Below are 15,406 nucleotides of genomic sequence, written 5' to 3' on the forward strand. Positions count from 1 at the left end.
TTCTTAGCTACGGAGGGTCACGGCGTATTTTTCCACAAGGCTGTCGCGAATGCGCTGATGTAATTCATTCACCTCGGCCTCGGTGAGGGTGCGATCGCTGGCGCGGTAGGTGAGGCGAAAGGCCAAACTGCGCTGCCCTTCGGGAACACCAGTGCCACTGTACTCATCAAAAACCTCGACACTCTCAAGGAGGGAGTCGCGCCCGCCTGCAGCTTTCCAAATGGTGCGGCTGAGTTCTGCCACAGTGAGATCCGCCGGCGCAAAAAAGGCGAGGTCGCGATCGCTGGCGGGATAAGTTGAAAAGGGCTGAAAGATAATCTGGCGATAGCGTTCCTCAAGGCGGCTCAGGAATACCTCCAGATCCAGTTCAAAGACATACACCGCCGCCGGCAGGTCGAGGGTCGCCGCATACTGCGGGTGTAACTGGCCAAAAATACCGAGCCGTTCTCCATTCAAACAAAGGGCCGCCGTCCGCCCCGGATGCAAGCGTTCGTCTTGGCGATCGCTCTGATATTCCACATGCAAACCAAACCGCTGAAAGACACTCTCGAGAATCCCCTTGGCTTCATACCATGTGAGGGGTTGGGCTTGCTGTGAGCGGCGTACCCATTTCCCCTGCCACGGATCGCCACCGATGATGCCCCCAAGGCGATCGCTTTCCCAGAGACCCTCTTCATCTTGACCAAAAACACGGCCAATTTCAAAACCATTGAGGGGCGGATTCCCCTGTTCTTGGTTGTAGCGGAAGGCTTGGACGAGACCCGTAATTAGATCCGTACGCAGCGAGGAAAACTCCGCCACTAGCGGATTCACGACGGTCACTTGGTTGGGCTGACCACCTTTTACCCAAGAATAGTGCATCAATTCCGTCAGACCCGCCCCGCGAAAGGCCGCCCGTAGCTCCCGCAGTAGGGTGAGTTCCAGCGGTAGTGCTCCCAATTCCGATTGAGCGGGCAAGGTTTCCTCAAAGCGGTCGTAACCGTAGAGCCGCGCAATCTCCTCAATCAGATCCACCTCTCGCTCAATATCCCGGAAGCGGTAAGGGGGCACCGTCACCGACCACACCACTAACTCGTCCTCAAAGGTTTCTTGACGGCTGAGGTGAAAGCCAAGGCGGCTGAGTAGCTCTTCAACGGTCTCTGCGTCCAAATAGGCGACTTCCTCGCTCTCCGCTTCGTCAGCAACCACGGCCCCCAAGAGCCGGTGCACTTGTTCCAGCCGCAGGGTGAGGGTGCGCTCAAGGGGCGGACGCTGATCCGCTAGTGTAGTGTAGGTCACTGTCCCTTGAGCCACTTCAGTCAATAGGGCGATCGCTTCAGCGGTGGCCGCCTCTAGTTCTGCGGGGTTCACCCCCCGTTCATAGCGAGCCGAAGCTTCCGTGCGTAATCCTTGGGCGCGAGCCGATCGCCGAATCACTGGACTGGCAAAGAGTGCCGCCTCAAGGAAGACATTCTGCGTACCCTCGTAAACTTCAGTCTCTTCGCCCCCTATTACTCCGGCAAGGGCAACGGGCACATCCCCGGCGGTAATCAGGAGATTGTCGGCACTCAGCACCCGCTGCTCACCATCGAGGGTTTTCAGGGTTTCCCCGGCCTTGGCAAAACGCACGCCGACACTCACTGGGGTTTGGGTAGCAACCCCTTGCAACCGATCCCAATCAAAGGCATGGAGGGGCTGACCCCACTTCAGCAGGATGTAGTTGGTGATATCCACCACATTATTGATGGCACGCAAACCGGCAGCCTCTAAGCGTTGCTGGAGCCAATGGGGCGAAGGGGCAATCTGGACATTGGTGATCAGTGTGCCACAGTAGGCAGGGCAGGCTTGGGAGTCGGCGATCGCCAGCTGTACAGGCACCTTAGCACGAGACTTTTTGGGGGCGATCGCCTTTGGGGCGGGTAGCGTCAGGGGAGCACCAGTAAGTGCGGCCACTTCACGGGCAATGCCTACCATACTCAGGGCATCCGCACGGTTGGCAGTTGAGGTCAGGTGCAAAATCACATCATCCAAGCCGAGGAGAGGACGTACATCTTCCCCGACGGTTACTGCATCAGCGAATGTGTGAATGCCCTCAGACGCTTTGGTTAGCCCCAACTCAGCAAGGGAGCAAATCATCCCCTCAGATTTCACGCCCCGCAGTTTTGCCGGTCGAATTTTCAGATCAATTTTGGCCAGATATGCCCCCGGTAGTGCCACAGGTACATACAAGCCTGCGGCGGCATTGGGTGCCCCACAGACAATCGTGCGGGGTTCCCCTTGACCCACATCCACTTGGCAGACCCGTAATTTTTGGGCATTGGGATGGGGTTCACAGGCCAAAATATGACCCACCACAACCCCTTCCGCCCATGTGCGCCGATCTTCAATTTCTTCGACTTCAAACCCCGCCATCGTCAGGCGATCGGCCAAAGTCATCACATCGAGATCAACAGCCACTAATTCCCGTAGCCAGCGAAGGGAAACCCGCATGGAATCCTCAACAAAACGTCATACTTTGCCATTCTTCTTCAGCCTACCAAAATTCGCCGCAGTGCTCCGCCTATACCGCAAAGCGGTTAGGTGGTAGTGAGGTGATAGGCGACCATAGGGAGCAGTCACTCAATCTCAGCTTCTTGCTGGACATATTGAGCTAGCACCGAACATCGGGCGCGACTAATAGCTATAGTCCACTCATGCTCACCCTGACGTACGAGTACAGGCTAAAACTAACCCAGCAGCAGGCTAAGCAGATCGACTACGATCTAGACGTGTGTCGCCAAGTTTGAAATGATGCGCTGAGGGAGCGCAAAGACTGGATTGCTTCGCGCAAATGTCCAGTCAATGCCTGCTCTGTGCCTAGCGAGTACATCATCCCAGCGGATGCCCCCTACCCCAGCTTCAACGTGCAGTGTCAACGATTCACCCAAGCAAAGCAGACCAACCCTGATTTAGCGTCGGTTAACGCCCAAGCATTGCAGCAAGTCTTGAAGCGGGTGGTTGGCCTCGATGTTGGCCTAGAATACTTTCTCTCCACCTCGGACGGACTTCAACTAGCACGGCCTAGGTTTTTCGTAGAGATGCAACGCAAGCTTCAATTGCTGCAACGCAGACTGAAGCGGAAACAGATTGGGTCAGCCAACTGGAAGAAGATTCAACGCAAGGTGGCGAAGCTGCATGAACAGATTGCCCGCACCCGCAGGGACTGTCACTTCAAGGTTGCCCACCAACTTTGCGACGGGGCTGATGTGATTGTGGTGGAGGATTTGAATCTGATTGGCCTCAGTCGTGGGACGCTGGGCAAGCACATGCTGGATGCGGGTCATGGGCCATTCCTGAACTCGGTGTTGCCTTGGGTGGCCTGCAAGCGTGGCAAGGTGGTTGTCAAGGAGAAAGCAGCGGGCACCTCTCAAGAGTGTCCCAACTGTGGCGAAGCAGTCCGCAAAACGCTATCAATCCGTTGGCATGAGTGCCCCTGTGGCTGTTCAATGCCTAGGGATATTGCCGCTGCATTCGTGTTGCGGAATCGATTGATAGGCGGTGGGGCGCACCGTCTTGAAAATGCCCCTGGAGAGGTTCTGGCGGGGATGACTTTCGGGTCATCTAGTCAAGACTCTGTGAACGGGGAATCTCCTGCTATACGCCTAGCGTTAGCGGGATGAGCGTCAATGTCCTGTGATGGCATTACACAAGTGTAAGTCGGTATGAAGCAAGGATTTCAAGAACGATCGCCGATGCCAAGGGGTCAGGCCGTACTGATCAAGGGCTTGACGGTGTTGGGGGGTGCCGTAGCCCACATTGCGTTCCCAGCCATACTGGGGATAACGCCGAGCTAAGCGTGCCATGAAGCGATCGCGCCGTACCTTGGCAATAATCGAGGCACAGGCAATACTATAGCTGTGGCGATCGCCCCCGATAATGGCCGTTACCTTTTCAAAGGGCGCTGTTTTTGTTAATTTGCCGTCAATCAGGGCATGATCCCAAGGGGCAACCCGCGCTAGGGCACGCGCCATGGCTCGATAGGTGGCTTGCAGGATATTCACCTGATCAATTTCCGCCACACTGGCACTACCAATGCCAATGGCGATCGCTTGGTTATAAATCTGCCCAAAGAGGCGCGATCGCTGGCGGGCACTCAACTGTTTGGAGTCGCGCACCTCTGGAAGAGGCACACAGTCTACTGGTAAAATTACGGCTGCTGCCACCACTGGCCCCGCCAAACAACCCCGACCCACCTCATCCACACCGACCACGCGACAATAGCCCTGTTGCCAGTAGGCCTGCTCATAGATCAGGCTGGGCGGTTCCATGCTTAATGGCCAATCCCCACATAGCGGAAGCCGAGTGACTCTAGCCCCTTGCGATCCAAGAAGTTGCGGCCATCAATGATCACGGGTTGGTGCATCACCTTGGCCAGTTCCCCATAATCCACCTCTTGGAACTGTGGCCAGTCGGTCACCAGCACCAAAGCATCACAGCCATCGGCAAGGTGCAGCAGATCCGTTTCCACAATCACATGGGAGAGACCCGATCGCAGACCCGACTGGGACACGAGGGGGTCATAGGCCTTGACCTTGGCACCCAAGCGATACAGTTCCTCGATCAAATTCAGGGCAGGGGCATCCCGCAGATCATCGGTGTTGGGCTTAAACGTTAACCCCAAAAGGCCAATGGTTTTACCTTTGAGGATTTTTAGCACCTGTTGTAGTTTTTCAATGACAATAAAGCGTTGCCGCTGGTTGACTTGAACGGCTGCTTTGAGCAACTGGGCATCGTAGCCGTAGTCTTCCGCCGTGTGGATGAGCGCCGAAACATCCTTGGGAAAACAGGAACCACCCCAGCCCAAGCCCGCTTGCAGAAATTTCTCGCCAATGCGGGAATCTAGGCCAATCCCCTTGGCCACTTGAACCACATCCGCCCCCACGCGATCGCAAATATTGGCAATTTCGTTGATAAAGCTGATTTTAGTGGCTAAAAAGGCATTGGCAGCGTACTTAATCATTTCCGCCGAACTGAGATCCGTCACCAACACCGGCACGGGGGGCAAGGTGGGATCAGCCGCATACTTACGTTCAATGATCGGCGCATAGAGTTCCTGCATGATTTGAATCGCTTTGCGGCTACTACTACCCAAGACAATGCGATCGGGATTAAACGTGTCATAGACCGCTGAACCTTCCCGCAGAAATTCAGGGTTGCTGACCACATCAAAATCCAACGGCGGATGGGTCGCCCCCCCTTTAATGGCATCCGCTAGATCCGGTTCGCGCTCCACCACACCATCGAGAATAATCATTCGCACCCAGTCTCCTGAGCCAATCGGCACTGTGGATTTGTTGACAATGACTTTGTACCCCAAATGCAAATGGGCACCAATACCGCGGGCAACCGCTTCCACATAGCGGGTATCGGTTTCACCATTGGGTAAGGCGGGTGTACCGACGGCGATAAAGAGCACGTCACCAAACTCCACCCCAGCGCCAAGATCACTACTGAAGCGAATGTGGTCACTGGCAATGCACCCACGGAGTAACTCCGTCAGACCGGGTTCATAAATGGGGGATTCCCCCTGTTGCAGCAGCTTAACTTTATCAATGTTGTTGTCAATGCAAATCACCTCATGGCCGATATGTGCCAAGCACACTCCCGTCACCAAGCCCACATAGCCGGTGCCAATCACACATACCCGCATTCCCTGTGGCCTCCCTAAACTTCCACCATCATAGGCGTATAGGGCACGCCCAACCGCTCGGCAAAGTCAGGAATTGTGCGCTGTAATCCCTCTAGGAGGGGGACGGTCGGTTGCCAGCCCAACACCGTGCGAGCAAGGGTAATGTCAGGACGACGGCGCTGGGGGTCATCACTGGGCAGGGGCTTAAACTGAATTTCCACCCCCGGATTAATCAGGGCTTGGATTTTTTGGGCTAGCTCCAGCACGGTGTATTCATCAGGGTTGCCCAGATTCACAGGGCCAATGTGATCGCTATTCATCAGCCGAATTAACCCTTCCACTAAGTCGCTGACATAGCAAAAACTGCGGGTTTGGGAGCCGTCGCCATAAACGGTGAGGGGAATGCCCTGCAAGGCTTGAACAATAAAATTGCTGACTACGCGGCCATCGTTGACTTGCATTTTGGGGCCATAGGTATTAAAAATCCGTGCCACCCGCACATCCACATTGTTTTGGCGGTGGTAGTCAAAGGTGAGGGTCTCTGCCACCCGCTTGCCTTCGTCGTAACAGGAGCGGATACCAATGGGGTTGACATTCCCCCAGTAGGACTCAGATTGGGGATGCACCAGCGGGTCACCATAGACTTCTGAGGTGGAAGCAAGGAGAAACCGTGCCTTTACACGTTTGGCCAACCCCAGCATGTGGAGGGTGCCCATGACATTGGTTTTAATCGTTTTGACGGGGTTGTACTGGTAGTGAACTGGCGAGGCGGGGCAAGCCAAGTGATAGATTTGATCCACCTCAAGGCGAATCGGATCGGTGACATCATGGCGGATCAGTTCAAAATTGGGGTGACCCATCCAGCGCAGAATGTTGCGCTTTGTACCAGTGAAGTAGTTATCTAAGCAAATGACCTCATGACCCGCTTCCATCAGCCGATCAACTAGATGGGAACCAATAAACCCAGCACCGCCAGTAACCAGAATACGCATTGTGTTGCCTAAATAGAGTTACGCTATTCCTTTGCCTCAGATTAGCACGAGTTCATAGGAACCCAGTAATGTCTCATTCCAGTTCGCGATCGCTCCCCCTTAGCCGCCAAATTGAAGGGGGCGGCCACGCACGTCGGTATTCACCCGCCCTTGGCTAAAAACAATCTCACCATTGACAAAGGTGTAAACTGGCCACCCCGTCAATGACCAGCCCTCAAAGGGACTCCAGCCGCACTTGGTGAGCAGTTCCTCGCGGCGCACTGGGCGATAGGTCTGCAAATCCACGAGCACCAGATCCGCATCGTAACCGGGGGCAATTTTGCCTTTATTGGGAATGTCGTAGGACGCAGCAACGGCAGTGGACATCCAACGCACCACTTGGGGCACCGTACAGCGACCGGCCATTGCTTGGGTCAACATCAGGGGCAAAGAGGTTTCCACCCCCGGCATACCCGAAGGGCTTTGGGGATAGGGCTGCGCCTTTTCCTCTAGGGTGTGGGGAGCATGATCGGTGGCAATAAAGTCAATCACCCCATCCAATAGTCCCTGCCAGAGTTTTTCATTATCTCCTGCGGTGCGTAGGGGCGGGTTCATTTGGGCAAGGGAGCCAATGTTGGCATAGGCCTCTGTGGTCAGCAATAGGTGCTGGGGGGTAACTTCCACCGTTATCCAAGGAAGCTTGTGCTCGCGCAGAAAGTCCACTTCAATTCCTGTAGACAGATGGAGAATGTGCAGGCGGCGTTCGTATTTACGGGAGAGCTTCACTGCTAACTGGGTGGCGTTGAGGGCAGCAATCTCGTCTTGAATTTGCGAGTGTACGGCCACATCGCTAATGCCAGCAAATTGTTCGCGACGGGCACGGATTCGCCCTTGATCTTCGGCATGGACAGCAATGAGGCGTTTGCCCTCACTAAAGATACGGTCTAAAATTGGCTCCTCATCCACCAAAAGGGGGCCGTGCATTGACCCCATGAAAATCTTGATGCCACAGACGGGCTGGACGCTGTTGAGGACGGCAAGATTCTCCTTAGTGGCGCCAATGAAAAAGCCATAATTAACAACACATTTGGCAGCAGCACGGGCGAGTTTATCGTCGAGGCTGGCCTGATCAATGGTCAGTGGCCGAGTATTGGGCATTTCCAAAAAGCTGGTGACCCCCCCCTTGGCACAGGCACAACTGGCAGTAAATAGATCCTCTTTGTGCTCTAAGCCCGGTTCACGAAAATGGACTTGGGGGTCGATCACACCGGGCAGGAGAGTGAGACCAGTCGCATCAATAACCGTATCCTCTGGGTGGATGGTGACAGTTTCTGCGACTTCGGTGATGCGATCGCCCTCAAGGCGTACCTGTTGTTGTCGCAGTTCTCCCTCTGGGGTACAAATCACCGCATTTTGGATTGCGATCGCCACCCTGTTCTCCTGCAAAATTGGCTCTCTCCCTTGATCCTACTGGCATCTGAGACCCAAAGACACGAGGTGTAAACTATAAACATCTGTAATACTTGTGGTGATAAAAATTTGCCCCAGATCTATCTTCGTAACGGAAATAAAACCCTTATACTGTAGAGCGTGTCTGTAGGTGGGGCGCGATCGAATCGCTATGGAATCTGGTATTGACTTACAGGGGCAGTTTATTCGTGCATTGGAATCCCTTGGCCTCTCCCATGATCTGGCCAAGTTGCTATGGTTACCCCTGCCAATGTTAATGATGCTCATTGTGGCCACCGTGGGCGTACTGGTGGCCGTTTGGCTAGAACGGAAAATTTCTGCCGCTGTGCAACAGCGTATTGGCCCGGAATACATTGGTCCATTGGGGATTTTGGCACCCTTAGCCGACGGCCTAAAACTGATTTTTAAGGAAGATGTTCTCCCCGCGAATACCGATCGCTGGCTGTTTACCCTTGGGCCGGCGGTGGTCGTGATTCCTGTCTTTTTGTCCTATATTATTGTCCCCTTTGGCCAAAACCTACTGATCTCCAACTTGGCGATGGGGGTCTTTCTCTGGATTGCCCTCTCCAGTATTGCGCCCATTGGCCTGCTGATGTCGGGCTATGCCTCCAACAACAAATACTCCCTACTGGGGGGACTGCGGGCAGCGGCACAATCCATTAGCTATGAAATTCCCCTTGCCTTGGCGGTGTTGGCAGTGGCCATGATGTCCAATGGCTTGGGTACGGTGGAAATTGTCGAGCAGCAGTCGGAGTATGGCATCCTCACTTGGAATGTCTGGCGGCAGCCCATCGGCTTTTTGATCTTTTGGATTGCAGCTCTGGCAGAGTGTGAGCGCCTCCCCTTTGATTTGCCGGAAGCCGAGGAAGAACTCGTGGCTGGTTACCAAACAGAGTACGCTGGCATGAAGTTTGCCCTCTTTTACCTCGGTGCCTACGTTAATCTTGTGCTTTCGGCACTCTTGGTCAGTGTTCTTTACTTTGGGGGTTGGAGCTTTCCCATTCCCCTAGAAACCATTGCTAATCTTCTTGGGGTGAGTGAGAGCAATCCCTTTTTGCAGATTGCCTTTGCGGTGCTGGGCATCACGATGACCCTGATTAAGGCCTACTTCTTTGTCTTTTTGGCGATTCTGCTGCGCTGGACTGTGCCCCGTGTGCGCATTGACCAACTCCTAGACCTTGGTTGGAAATTCCTATTACCCGTGGGTCTAGTGAACTTGCTGCTGACCGCTGGCTTGAAGCTCGCCTTTCCCGTAGCCTTTGGCGGTTAAGAAACTCCCCATTTCCATGAGGTGACACCATGAAATTCCTCCATCAGATTACCAACTATGCCAAAGAGGCAGTGCAGTCCGCTAAGTACATTGGTCAAGGCCTCTCCGTGACCTTTGATCACATGCGGCGGCGGCCGGTGACGGTGCAATATCCCTACGAAAAACTCATTCCTTCGGAACGGTTTCGGGGACGGATTCACTTTGAGTTTGACAAGTGCATTGCCTGTGAAGTGTGCGTGCGCGTCTGCCCGATTAACCTGCCGGTGGTGGATTGGGTCTTCAACAAAGAGATCAAGAAGAAAGAACTGAAACACTACAGCATTGACTTTGGTGTGTGCATCTTCTGTGCCAACTGTGTGGAATACTGCCCCACCAATTGCCTTTCAGTAACAGAGGAGTACGAACTGGCCACCTACGATCGCCATGAGCTGAACTACGACAGTGTGGCAATGGGACGCATTCCCTATAAAGTGACCCAAGATCCGATGGTGACCCCGATCCGCGAGTTTGCCTACCTGCCGGTGGGGGTAATGTCTGGTCATGATTTGCCTGCGGGTACCCAACGGGCGGGAGAGCGTCCAGAGGCGATCGCCAACACTGCTGAATCATCTGAGAACTAGGAGTTGTTGCTGTGGACTTAGCCACCCTGACCCAAACGATTACCTTCTTTGCCCTTGCCGCTGCAGTGATTGTTGCTGCCCTTGGCGTTGTGCTCCTGAACAATGTTGTCTATTCTGCCTTCTTGCTGGGGGGCGTGTTCCTGAGCATCTCTGGGCTGTATATCCTCATGAATGCTGACTTTGTCTCAGCGGCGCAAATTCTCATCTATGTCGGCGCAGTGAACGTTCTCATCCTCTTTGCCATCATGCTCGTCAATAAGCGTGAGGCCTATACCCCAGTGCCGGGGCGTTGGCTGCGTCAGGGGGGTGCCGCAGTAGTCTCCCTTGGCGTCTTTGCCCTGCTGACAAAAATGATTTTGCAAACTCCTTGGCAGCTCAGTTCCCTGCCGCCCACGACTGACAGTATCACAACCATTGGCCAGCACTTTTTTAGTGACTTTCTTCTGCCCTTTGAGTTGGCCTCGGTCTTGCTGTTAATGGCCTTGATTGGGGCAGTGGTGCTTGCACGGCGCGAACTGGTCTTGGAACCTGAACCCATCTTAGGGGAAGAGGTGGTACCCCCCTTGGAGTTGCCGGAACGTCCCCGTGAACCTGTAGCCTTGTCTGAAAAATAGGGGAAGACGATGCAGTTAACCTATGTTTTGATCTTGGCAGCACTGCTGTTTTGTATTGGCATCTATGGCCTTGTCACCAGTCGCAATGCTGTGCGTGTGCTCATGTCCATTGAGTTGCTTTTGAATGCTGTCAACCTCAACTTGATTGGGTTTGCCAACTATCTGGATGGCCAGCAAATCAAAGGGCAAGTCTTTGCCGTGTTTGTGATTACGGTAGCAGCCGCCGAAGCAGCCGTGGGTTTAGCCATTATTTTGGCCATCTATCGCAACCGTGACACTGTTGACATGGAGAAATTCAACCTCCTGAAGTGGTAGACTAGAAGTCGGAACTTGCTTGCCTCAATTGCCGTCTACTTTCAAGAACCAGTGTCAGCAAAAGGGCAATCACCTATGACAGTGCGTCTTGGTAAATCGGTCACTTATCTGTCGTTAATGGCATTGGGGGCAGCCGCTGCAATGTTTGCCACCCACCTAATGCCAGCGTCATCGCCCTTGGTGACCCCCAGCTTGGCGCAGTTACCGGCACCGCTACCAGCGGGAAATGACATTAACTTTATTGCCCGTGCTGTTGAGCAAGTCGGCCCGGCGGTGGTGCGGATTGATGCTTCCCGTACGGTGCAGACCCGTGTGCCCGCCATCTTTAATGACCCTTTCTTTCAGGAATTTTTTGGGCCAATGATGCCCCCCCGCAGCCGCGAGGAGCGGGGTCTTGGGTCTGGCTTTATCATTAGCAGTGATGGCTTGATCCTCACCAATGCCCATGTGGTGGATGGTGCTAACCGGGTGCGAGTAACCCTCAAGGATGGCCGCACGTTTGAGGGGCAGGTTTTGGGTCAAGACCGTCTGACGGATGTGGCCGTAGTCAAGGTGAATGCCAACAATTTACCGGTGGTGCGCCTTGGCAATTCTGATCATTTACGTCCCGGTGAGTGGGCGATCGCCATCGGCAATCCCTTGGGTCTCGATAATACGGTGACTGCGGGCATCATTAGTGCGACGGGACGTTCCAGCGGTGATATTGGCGTGCCCGATAAGCGGGTGGGCTTCATTCAAACCGATGCGGCCATTAACCCTGGCAACTCTGGTGGCCCCCTGTTGAATCAACGGGGAGAAGTCATTGGCATGAATACCGCGATTATTGGTGGTGCCCAGGGCTTGGGATTTGCCATTCCCATCAACACGGCTCAACGAATTGCCAACCAACTGATTGCCAACGGTCGCGTCGATCACCCCTTCTTGGGTATTCGCATGGCCAATCTCACCCCTGAGGTGCAGCAACGTCTCAACGCTAATCCCAATAGTCCCGTCCGCGTCCAAGAAAGTTCGGGGGTTTTGATTTTTCAAGTCCTGCCTAACTCGCCAGCCGCCCGCGCGGGTCTGCAACCCGGCGATGTGATCCGTCGTATCAATGGCCAAAACATCACCAAAGCGGATCAAGTGCAGCAAATGGTGGAAAGCACAGGCATTGGTCGCACCATGGAACTGGAAGTGCGCCGTAGGGGTCAAACGGTGACCGTGGCCGTGCAGCCGGCTCCCCTCCCTACCCAGGCTAGTCGCTGACGTGCTGACGGCCGTTCTGATCATTCCAACGGGCATTGGGGCTGCCATTGGTGGCTATGCGGGTGATGCGATTCCAGTTGTTCGTGCTTTGGCGCAGGTGTGCGATCGCCTGATTACCCATCCTAACGTTCTCAATGGGGCGATGCTCTATTGGCCACTGCCCAATGTTTGGTATGTGGAAGGCTATGCCCTTGATGAATTTGCGGTTGGCCGTTGGGGATTGCTGCCACCGCGTCCAAATCGCATTGGCCTGTTACTGGATGCAGCGATTGAAGCGGATCTCCAACTGCGCCATCGTCAAGCAGCGGCGGCCTGTTCTGCCACCTTGGGTCTAATGATGACTGAACCTGTGATTACAGATGAACCCTTGGGCGTGCAGTTGCAAACCGCTGCCTCGGGGGCAACCTGGGGGACTCTGGCGAACCCCGCTAGTTTATTGCGGGCGGCAGAAAAGCTGATTCAAGTGGCTCAGGCAGAGGCGATCGCAATTGTGACCCGCTTTCCGGATGATCCGGGCACAGACGCATTGCACCACTATCGCAGTGGCCAAGGTGTCGATCCCCTCGCCGGGGCAGAAGCGGTGATTAGTCATTTGGTTGTCCAGCACTTTCAGCTTCCGGCAGCCCATGCCCCCGCCCTGCAACCATTGCCCCTAGAGGAGACTGTGCACCCCCGTGCCCTTGCCGAAGAAATTGGTTATACCTTTTTGCCGTCCGTGTTGGTGGGGTTGAGTCGTGCTCCCCGCTATAGCCCGACTGCCCCGCAGGCGCTGTGGCGACAGGAGGTGAATGCGGTGATTGTACCCGCCACTGCCCTTGGTGGACGGGGAATTCTGGCCTTGGCTCAACAGGGCGTCCCCATCCTAACGGTGACTAACAATACCACAACCCTCAATGTTACAGCTGTCGATTTGGGGATAGAGACAATCCCTTGCCAGTCCTATGCCGAGGCCATTGGCGTGTTGAGTGCGATGAAGGCGGGCGTGTCTTGGCAAACGGTTACACTGGCAACCTGAAAAAATTTTTGCTTCTATCCCCATCGTCAAGTGGAACAGGTGTCCTTTGAACCCTATGAGGTGTTGGTGAATAGTCATCACCTGCATCGGGTCTATCTGAATGAATTGGAGTCACTTGAGACATTGCCATTGAGCCTAGCGCTGATGCAACTCACTGTGTTACCCGAAGCAAAAATGCCGACAGCAGCACGGTTGTTGGCAGAGCGAACTCGCACAGAGGCAGTGCCAAGGCCAAAAGTCATAATAGAGTTATATGGCTATTCCAATCACTGGAACGGTGGTCGGGGTGCCCCTGCTGGACAAGTGATGCTCTGAAATGTGGAAACGCGGCAAGTGGTGGGCACATGGCCTGCACGGCTGGAAAATCGCTACTATTGGGTCGTGCAACCCGAAATTGTGGTAGCGCCGGGGCGGTATGCAGTGTTGACCTCCAGCCCGCAAACGTGGTCTTATAATGCGACTTCCAAAAATGCTGGCATGACTTGGATTGAAGGGTACCCAATGCCTCGCTAGTGTCAAAGTTGGAGAAATTGTTGGCAGGGGGGCGATCGCGAGTCGCAGGGCGGGGCTTTAGACCCAATTCTTTGGTAAGCTAAAGAATGCTTTCTAAAACCGTGCTAAAACCTCCTATGGCTGCATCCGTAAGCTTTGACCTCGATGCCCTGAACCAACGCTTTGAGGGGGCACATCCCCGTGAAATTCTAGCGTGGGCAGTGGCTGAAATTCCCCAAGGGCTGGTGCAGACCAGTGCCTTTAATGTCGATGACATGATGATTACAGATTTGCTCTACCGTGATCTACGCCCCAATCCGCCGGTGCCTGTTCTCTTTTTGGATACGCTGCATCACTTTCCAGAAACCCTTGAATTTGTGCAGCAGGCCAAGGAAAAATATGGTCTGGATTTGCGCACCTACAAAACCCCCGATGTGGACAGTCGTGAGGCCTTTGCTGCTCGCTATGGCGACAAGCTTTGGGAAACCAATGTTGAGCAGTTTCACCATCTCACTAAAATTGAACCACTGCAACGGGGCTTAGCAGAACTCAATACGGTGGCTTGGATTACGGGACGGCGTCGCGATCAGGCGGTTACCCGCGCCAATATGCCCTACGTGGAACTGGACAAGCAGGGTCGTCTGAAAATTAATCCCCTCGCTGCTTGGACACGCAAACAAACATGGGCCTACGTGATGGAGCACGGAGTAATTTACAATCCCCTCCACGATCGCGGCTATGCCAGCATTGGCGATGAACCCCTCACTACCCCTGTAGCCGAAGGGGAAGACGAACGGGCAGGTCGCTGGCGTGGCATGGGCAAAACCGAGTGCGGCATCCACATCTAAGCCCATGTACTTTCAGGACGTTATTGCCACACTGCACCAGTTTTGGGCGGCTCAGGGATGCCTGATTGCCCAGCCCTATGACGTGGAAAAGGGCGCCGGTACCAAAAGCCCCCATACCTTTTTGCGTGCCCTCGGCCCTGAGCCTTGGGCAGTGGCCTATGTCGAACCCTGTCGCCGACCCGGAGATGGCCGCTATGGCGAGAATCCCAACCGCTATCAGTACTACTACCAGTACCAAGTGCTGATTAAGCCGTCCCCTGAGAATATCCAAGAGATCTATTTGGAGTCGCTACGCGCCCTTGGCATTCGCCCCCAAGAGCATGACATTCGCTTTGTTGAAGACAACTGGGAGGATGCGGCCGTTGGCGCGTGGGGTGTGGGCTGGGAGGTCTGGCTCGATGGTATGGAGGTGACGCAGTTTACCTATTTCCAGCAGTGTGGTGGCTTAGATTGTCGGCCGGTCTCCATTGAGATTACCTATGGCTTGGAACGGTTGACCATGTACCTCCAGGAGGTGGATGCGATCGCCAGTATCCGCTGGAACCCCACGCTCACCTATGGCGATGTCCATTTGCAAGGGGAAATTGAACAGTCCACCTACAACTTCGAGGCCTCAGATCCGGAACGATTGTTCACCCTTTTTAGTCTCTACCAGCAGGAGGCGGAGCAGCTTCTGGAAAAGCAGTTGGTACTACCCAGCTTGGATTATGTGCTCAAGTGTTCCCACACCTTTAACCTGCTGGATGCCCGTGGTGTGATTTCGGTGGCAGAGCGCACGCGCTACATTGGTCGCATTCGGGGCTTGGCACGGCGCGTCGCCCAAACCTATGTGCAACAACGGGAAGCCCTAGGATTTCCACTGCTGAAGGAGCCAACGCCGATCGCCCCCTAAGTCACCA

16 protein-coding genes are annotated in these 15,406 nt (G+C 54.5%); 11 read left to right on the forward strand and 5 right to left on the reverse strand.

Annotation, left to right across the window (positions count from 1 at the left end):
• Positions 1–3: 3 nt before the first annotated feature.
• Positions 4–2,469 (reverse strand): phenylalanine--tRNA ligase subunit beta, encoded by a 2,466-nt coding sequence (pheT, locus tag RHJ02_RS02165; RefSeq protein WP_310800406.1) that lies wholly within the window; start codon positions 2,467–2,469, stop codon positions 4–6.
• Between the two features lie 362 nt (positions 2,470–2,831).
• Here pheT and RHJ02_RS02170 point away from each other — a divergent pair, with 362 nt between their 5' ends.
• A complete protein-coding gene (locus RHJ02_RS02170) occupies positions 2,832–3,638 on the forward strand; it encodes a transposase (RefSeq protein ID WP_302678727.1) in 807 nt (268 codons plus the stop codon).
• A gap of 3 nt (positions 3,639–3,641) precedes the next feature.
• Here RHJ02_RS02170 and RHJ02_RS02175 read toward each other — a convergent pair whose 3' ends face one another.
• From RHJ02_RS02175 to RHJ02_RS02190, 4 genes are all read right to left on the reverse strand, one after another.
• Positions 3,642–4,286 (reverse strand): ribonuclease HII, encoded by a 645-nt coding sequence (locus tag RHJ02_RS02175; protein ID WP_206200878.1) that lies wholly within the window; start codon positions 4,284–4,286, stop codon positions 3,642–3,644.
• A gap of 2 nt (positions 4,287–4,288) precedes the next feature.
• Positions 4,289–5,668, reverse strand: a complete 1,380-nt coding sequence (locus RHJ02_RS02180; protein ID WP_310743308.1) for a UDP-glucose/GDP-mannose dehydrogenase family protein — start codon at positions 5,666–5,668, stop codon at positions 4,289–4,291.
• Positions 5,669–5,682: 14 nt separating this feature from the next.
• Positions 5,683–6,639: a UDP-glucuronic acid decarboxylase family protein gene (locus tag RHJ02_RS02185; RefSeq protein ID WP_149820594.1), complete on the reverse strand. Its 957-nt coding sequence runs from the start codon at positions 6,637–6,639 to the stop codon at positions 5,683–5,685.
• A gap of 99 nt (positions 6,640–6,738) precedes the next feature.
• On the reverse strand, positions 6,739–8,049 hold the full coding sequence (locus RHJ02_RS02190) for a dihydroorotase (RefSeq protein ID WP_310800407.1): 1,311 nt from the start codon (positions 8,047–8,049) through the stop codon (positions 6,739–6,741).
• 190 nt (positions 8,050–8,239) lie between these two features.
• Between RHJ02_RS02190 and nuoH the strand changes: the two genes are divergently transcribed.
• The 10 genes from nuoH (at position 8,240) to glyQ (ending at position 15,399) form a co-directional block, all read left to right on the forward strand.
• Positions 8,240–9,358, forward strand: coding sequence for an NADH-quinone oxidoreductase subunit NuoH (gene nuoH / locus RHJ02_RS02195; protein ID WP_206200881.1), 1,119 nt, complete (start codon positions 8,240–8,242; stop codon positions 9,356–9,358).
• A 29-nt stretch (positions 9,359–9,387) separates the two neighbouring features.
• Positions 9,388–9,978: an NAD(P)H-quinone oxidoreductase subunit I gene (ndhI, locus tag RHJ02_RS02200; RefSeq protein ID WP_310743309.1), complete on the forward strand. Its 591-nt coding sequence runs from the start codon at positions 9,388–9,390 to the stop codon at positions 9,976–9,978.
• A gap of 11 nt (positions 9,979–9,989) precedes the next feature.
• Positions 9,990–10,592, forward strand: a complete 603-nt coding sequence (locus RHJ02_RS02205) for an NADH-quinone oxidoreductase subunit J (RefSeq protein WP_206200883.1) — start codon at positions 9,990–9,992, stop codon at positions 10,590–10,592.
• Between the two features lie 9 nt (positions 10,593–10,601).
• Complete coding sequence (gene nuoK / locus RHJ02_RS02210; protein ID WP_011056517.1) at positions 10,602–10,907, forward strand: NADH-quinone oxidoreductase subunit NuoK; 306 nt, start codon at positions 10,602–10,604, stop codon at positions 10,905–10,907.
• A gap of 75 nt (positions 10,908–10,982) precedes the next feature.
• Positions 10,983–12,152, forward strand: coding sequence for an HhoA/HhoB/HtrA family serine endopeptidase (locus RHJ02_RS02215; RefSeq protein WP_206200884.1), 1,170 nt, complete (start codon positions 10,983–10,985; stop codon positions 12,150–12,152).
• Between the two features lies 1 nt (position 12,153).
• Entirely contained in the window at positions 12,154–13,167 is a 1,014-nt protein-coding gene (locus tag RHJ02_RS02220; protein ID WP_302678731.1) for a DUF3326 domain-containing protein, read from the forward strand.
• Between the two features lie 39 nt (positions 13,168–13,206).
• Positions 13,207–13,482: a DUF2887 domain-containing protein gene (locus tag RHJ02_RS02225; RefSeq protein ID WP_310743310.1), complete on the forward strand. Its 276-nt coding sequence runs from the start codon at positions 13,207–13,209 to the stop codon at positions 13,480–13,482.
• 3 nt (positions 13,483–13,485) lie between these two features.
• The gene (locus tag RHJ02_RS02230) at positions 13,486–13,680 is read left to right on the forward strand and encodes a hypothetical protein (RefSeq protein WP_206200887.1); all 195 of its coding nucleotides are present in this window, start codon (positions 13,486–13,488) and stop codon (positions 13,678–13,680) included.
• A 116-nt stretch (positions 13,681–13,796) separates the two neighbouring features.
• Positions 13,797–14,507 (forward strand): phosphoadenosine phosphosulfate reductase, encoded by a 711-nt coding sequence (gene cysH, locus RHJ02_RS02235; RefSeq protein WP_255521485.1) that lies wholly within the window; start codon positions 13,797–13,799, stop codon positions 14,505–14,507.
• 4 nt (positions 14,508–14,511) lie between these two features.
• Entirely contained in the window at positions 14,512–15,399 is an 888-nt protein-coding gene (glyQ, locus tag RHJ02_RS02240) for a glycine--tRNA ligase subunit alpha (protein ID WP_206200889.1), read from the forward strand.
• Positions 15,400–15,406: the final 7 nt, after the last annotated feature.

Source organism: Thermosynechococcus sp. TG215 (assembly GCF_031583455.1).
Lineage (GTDB): Bacteria > Cyanobacteriota > Cyanobacteriia > Thermosynechococcales > Thermosynechococcaceae > Thermosynechococcus.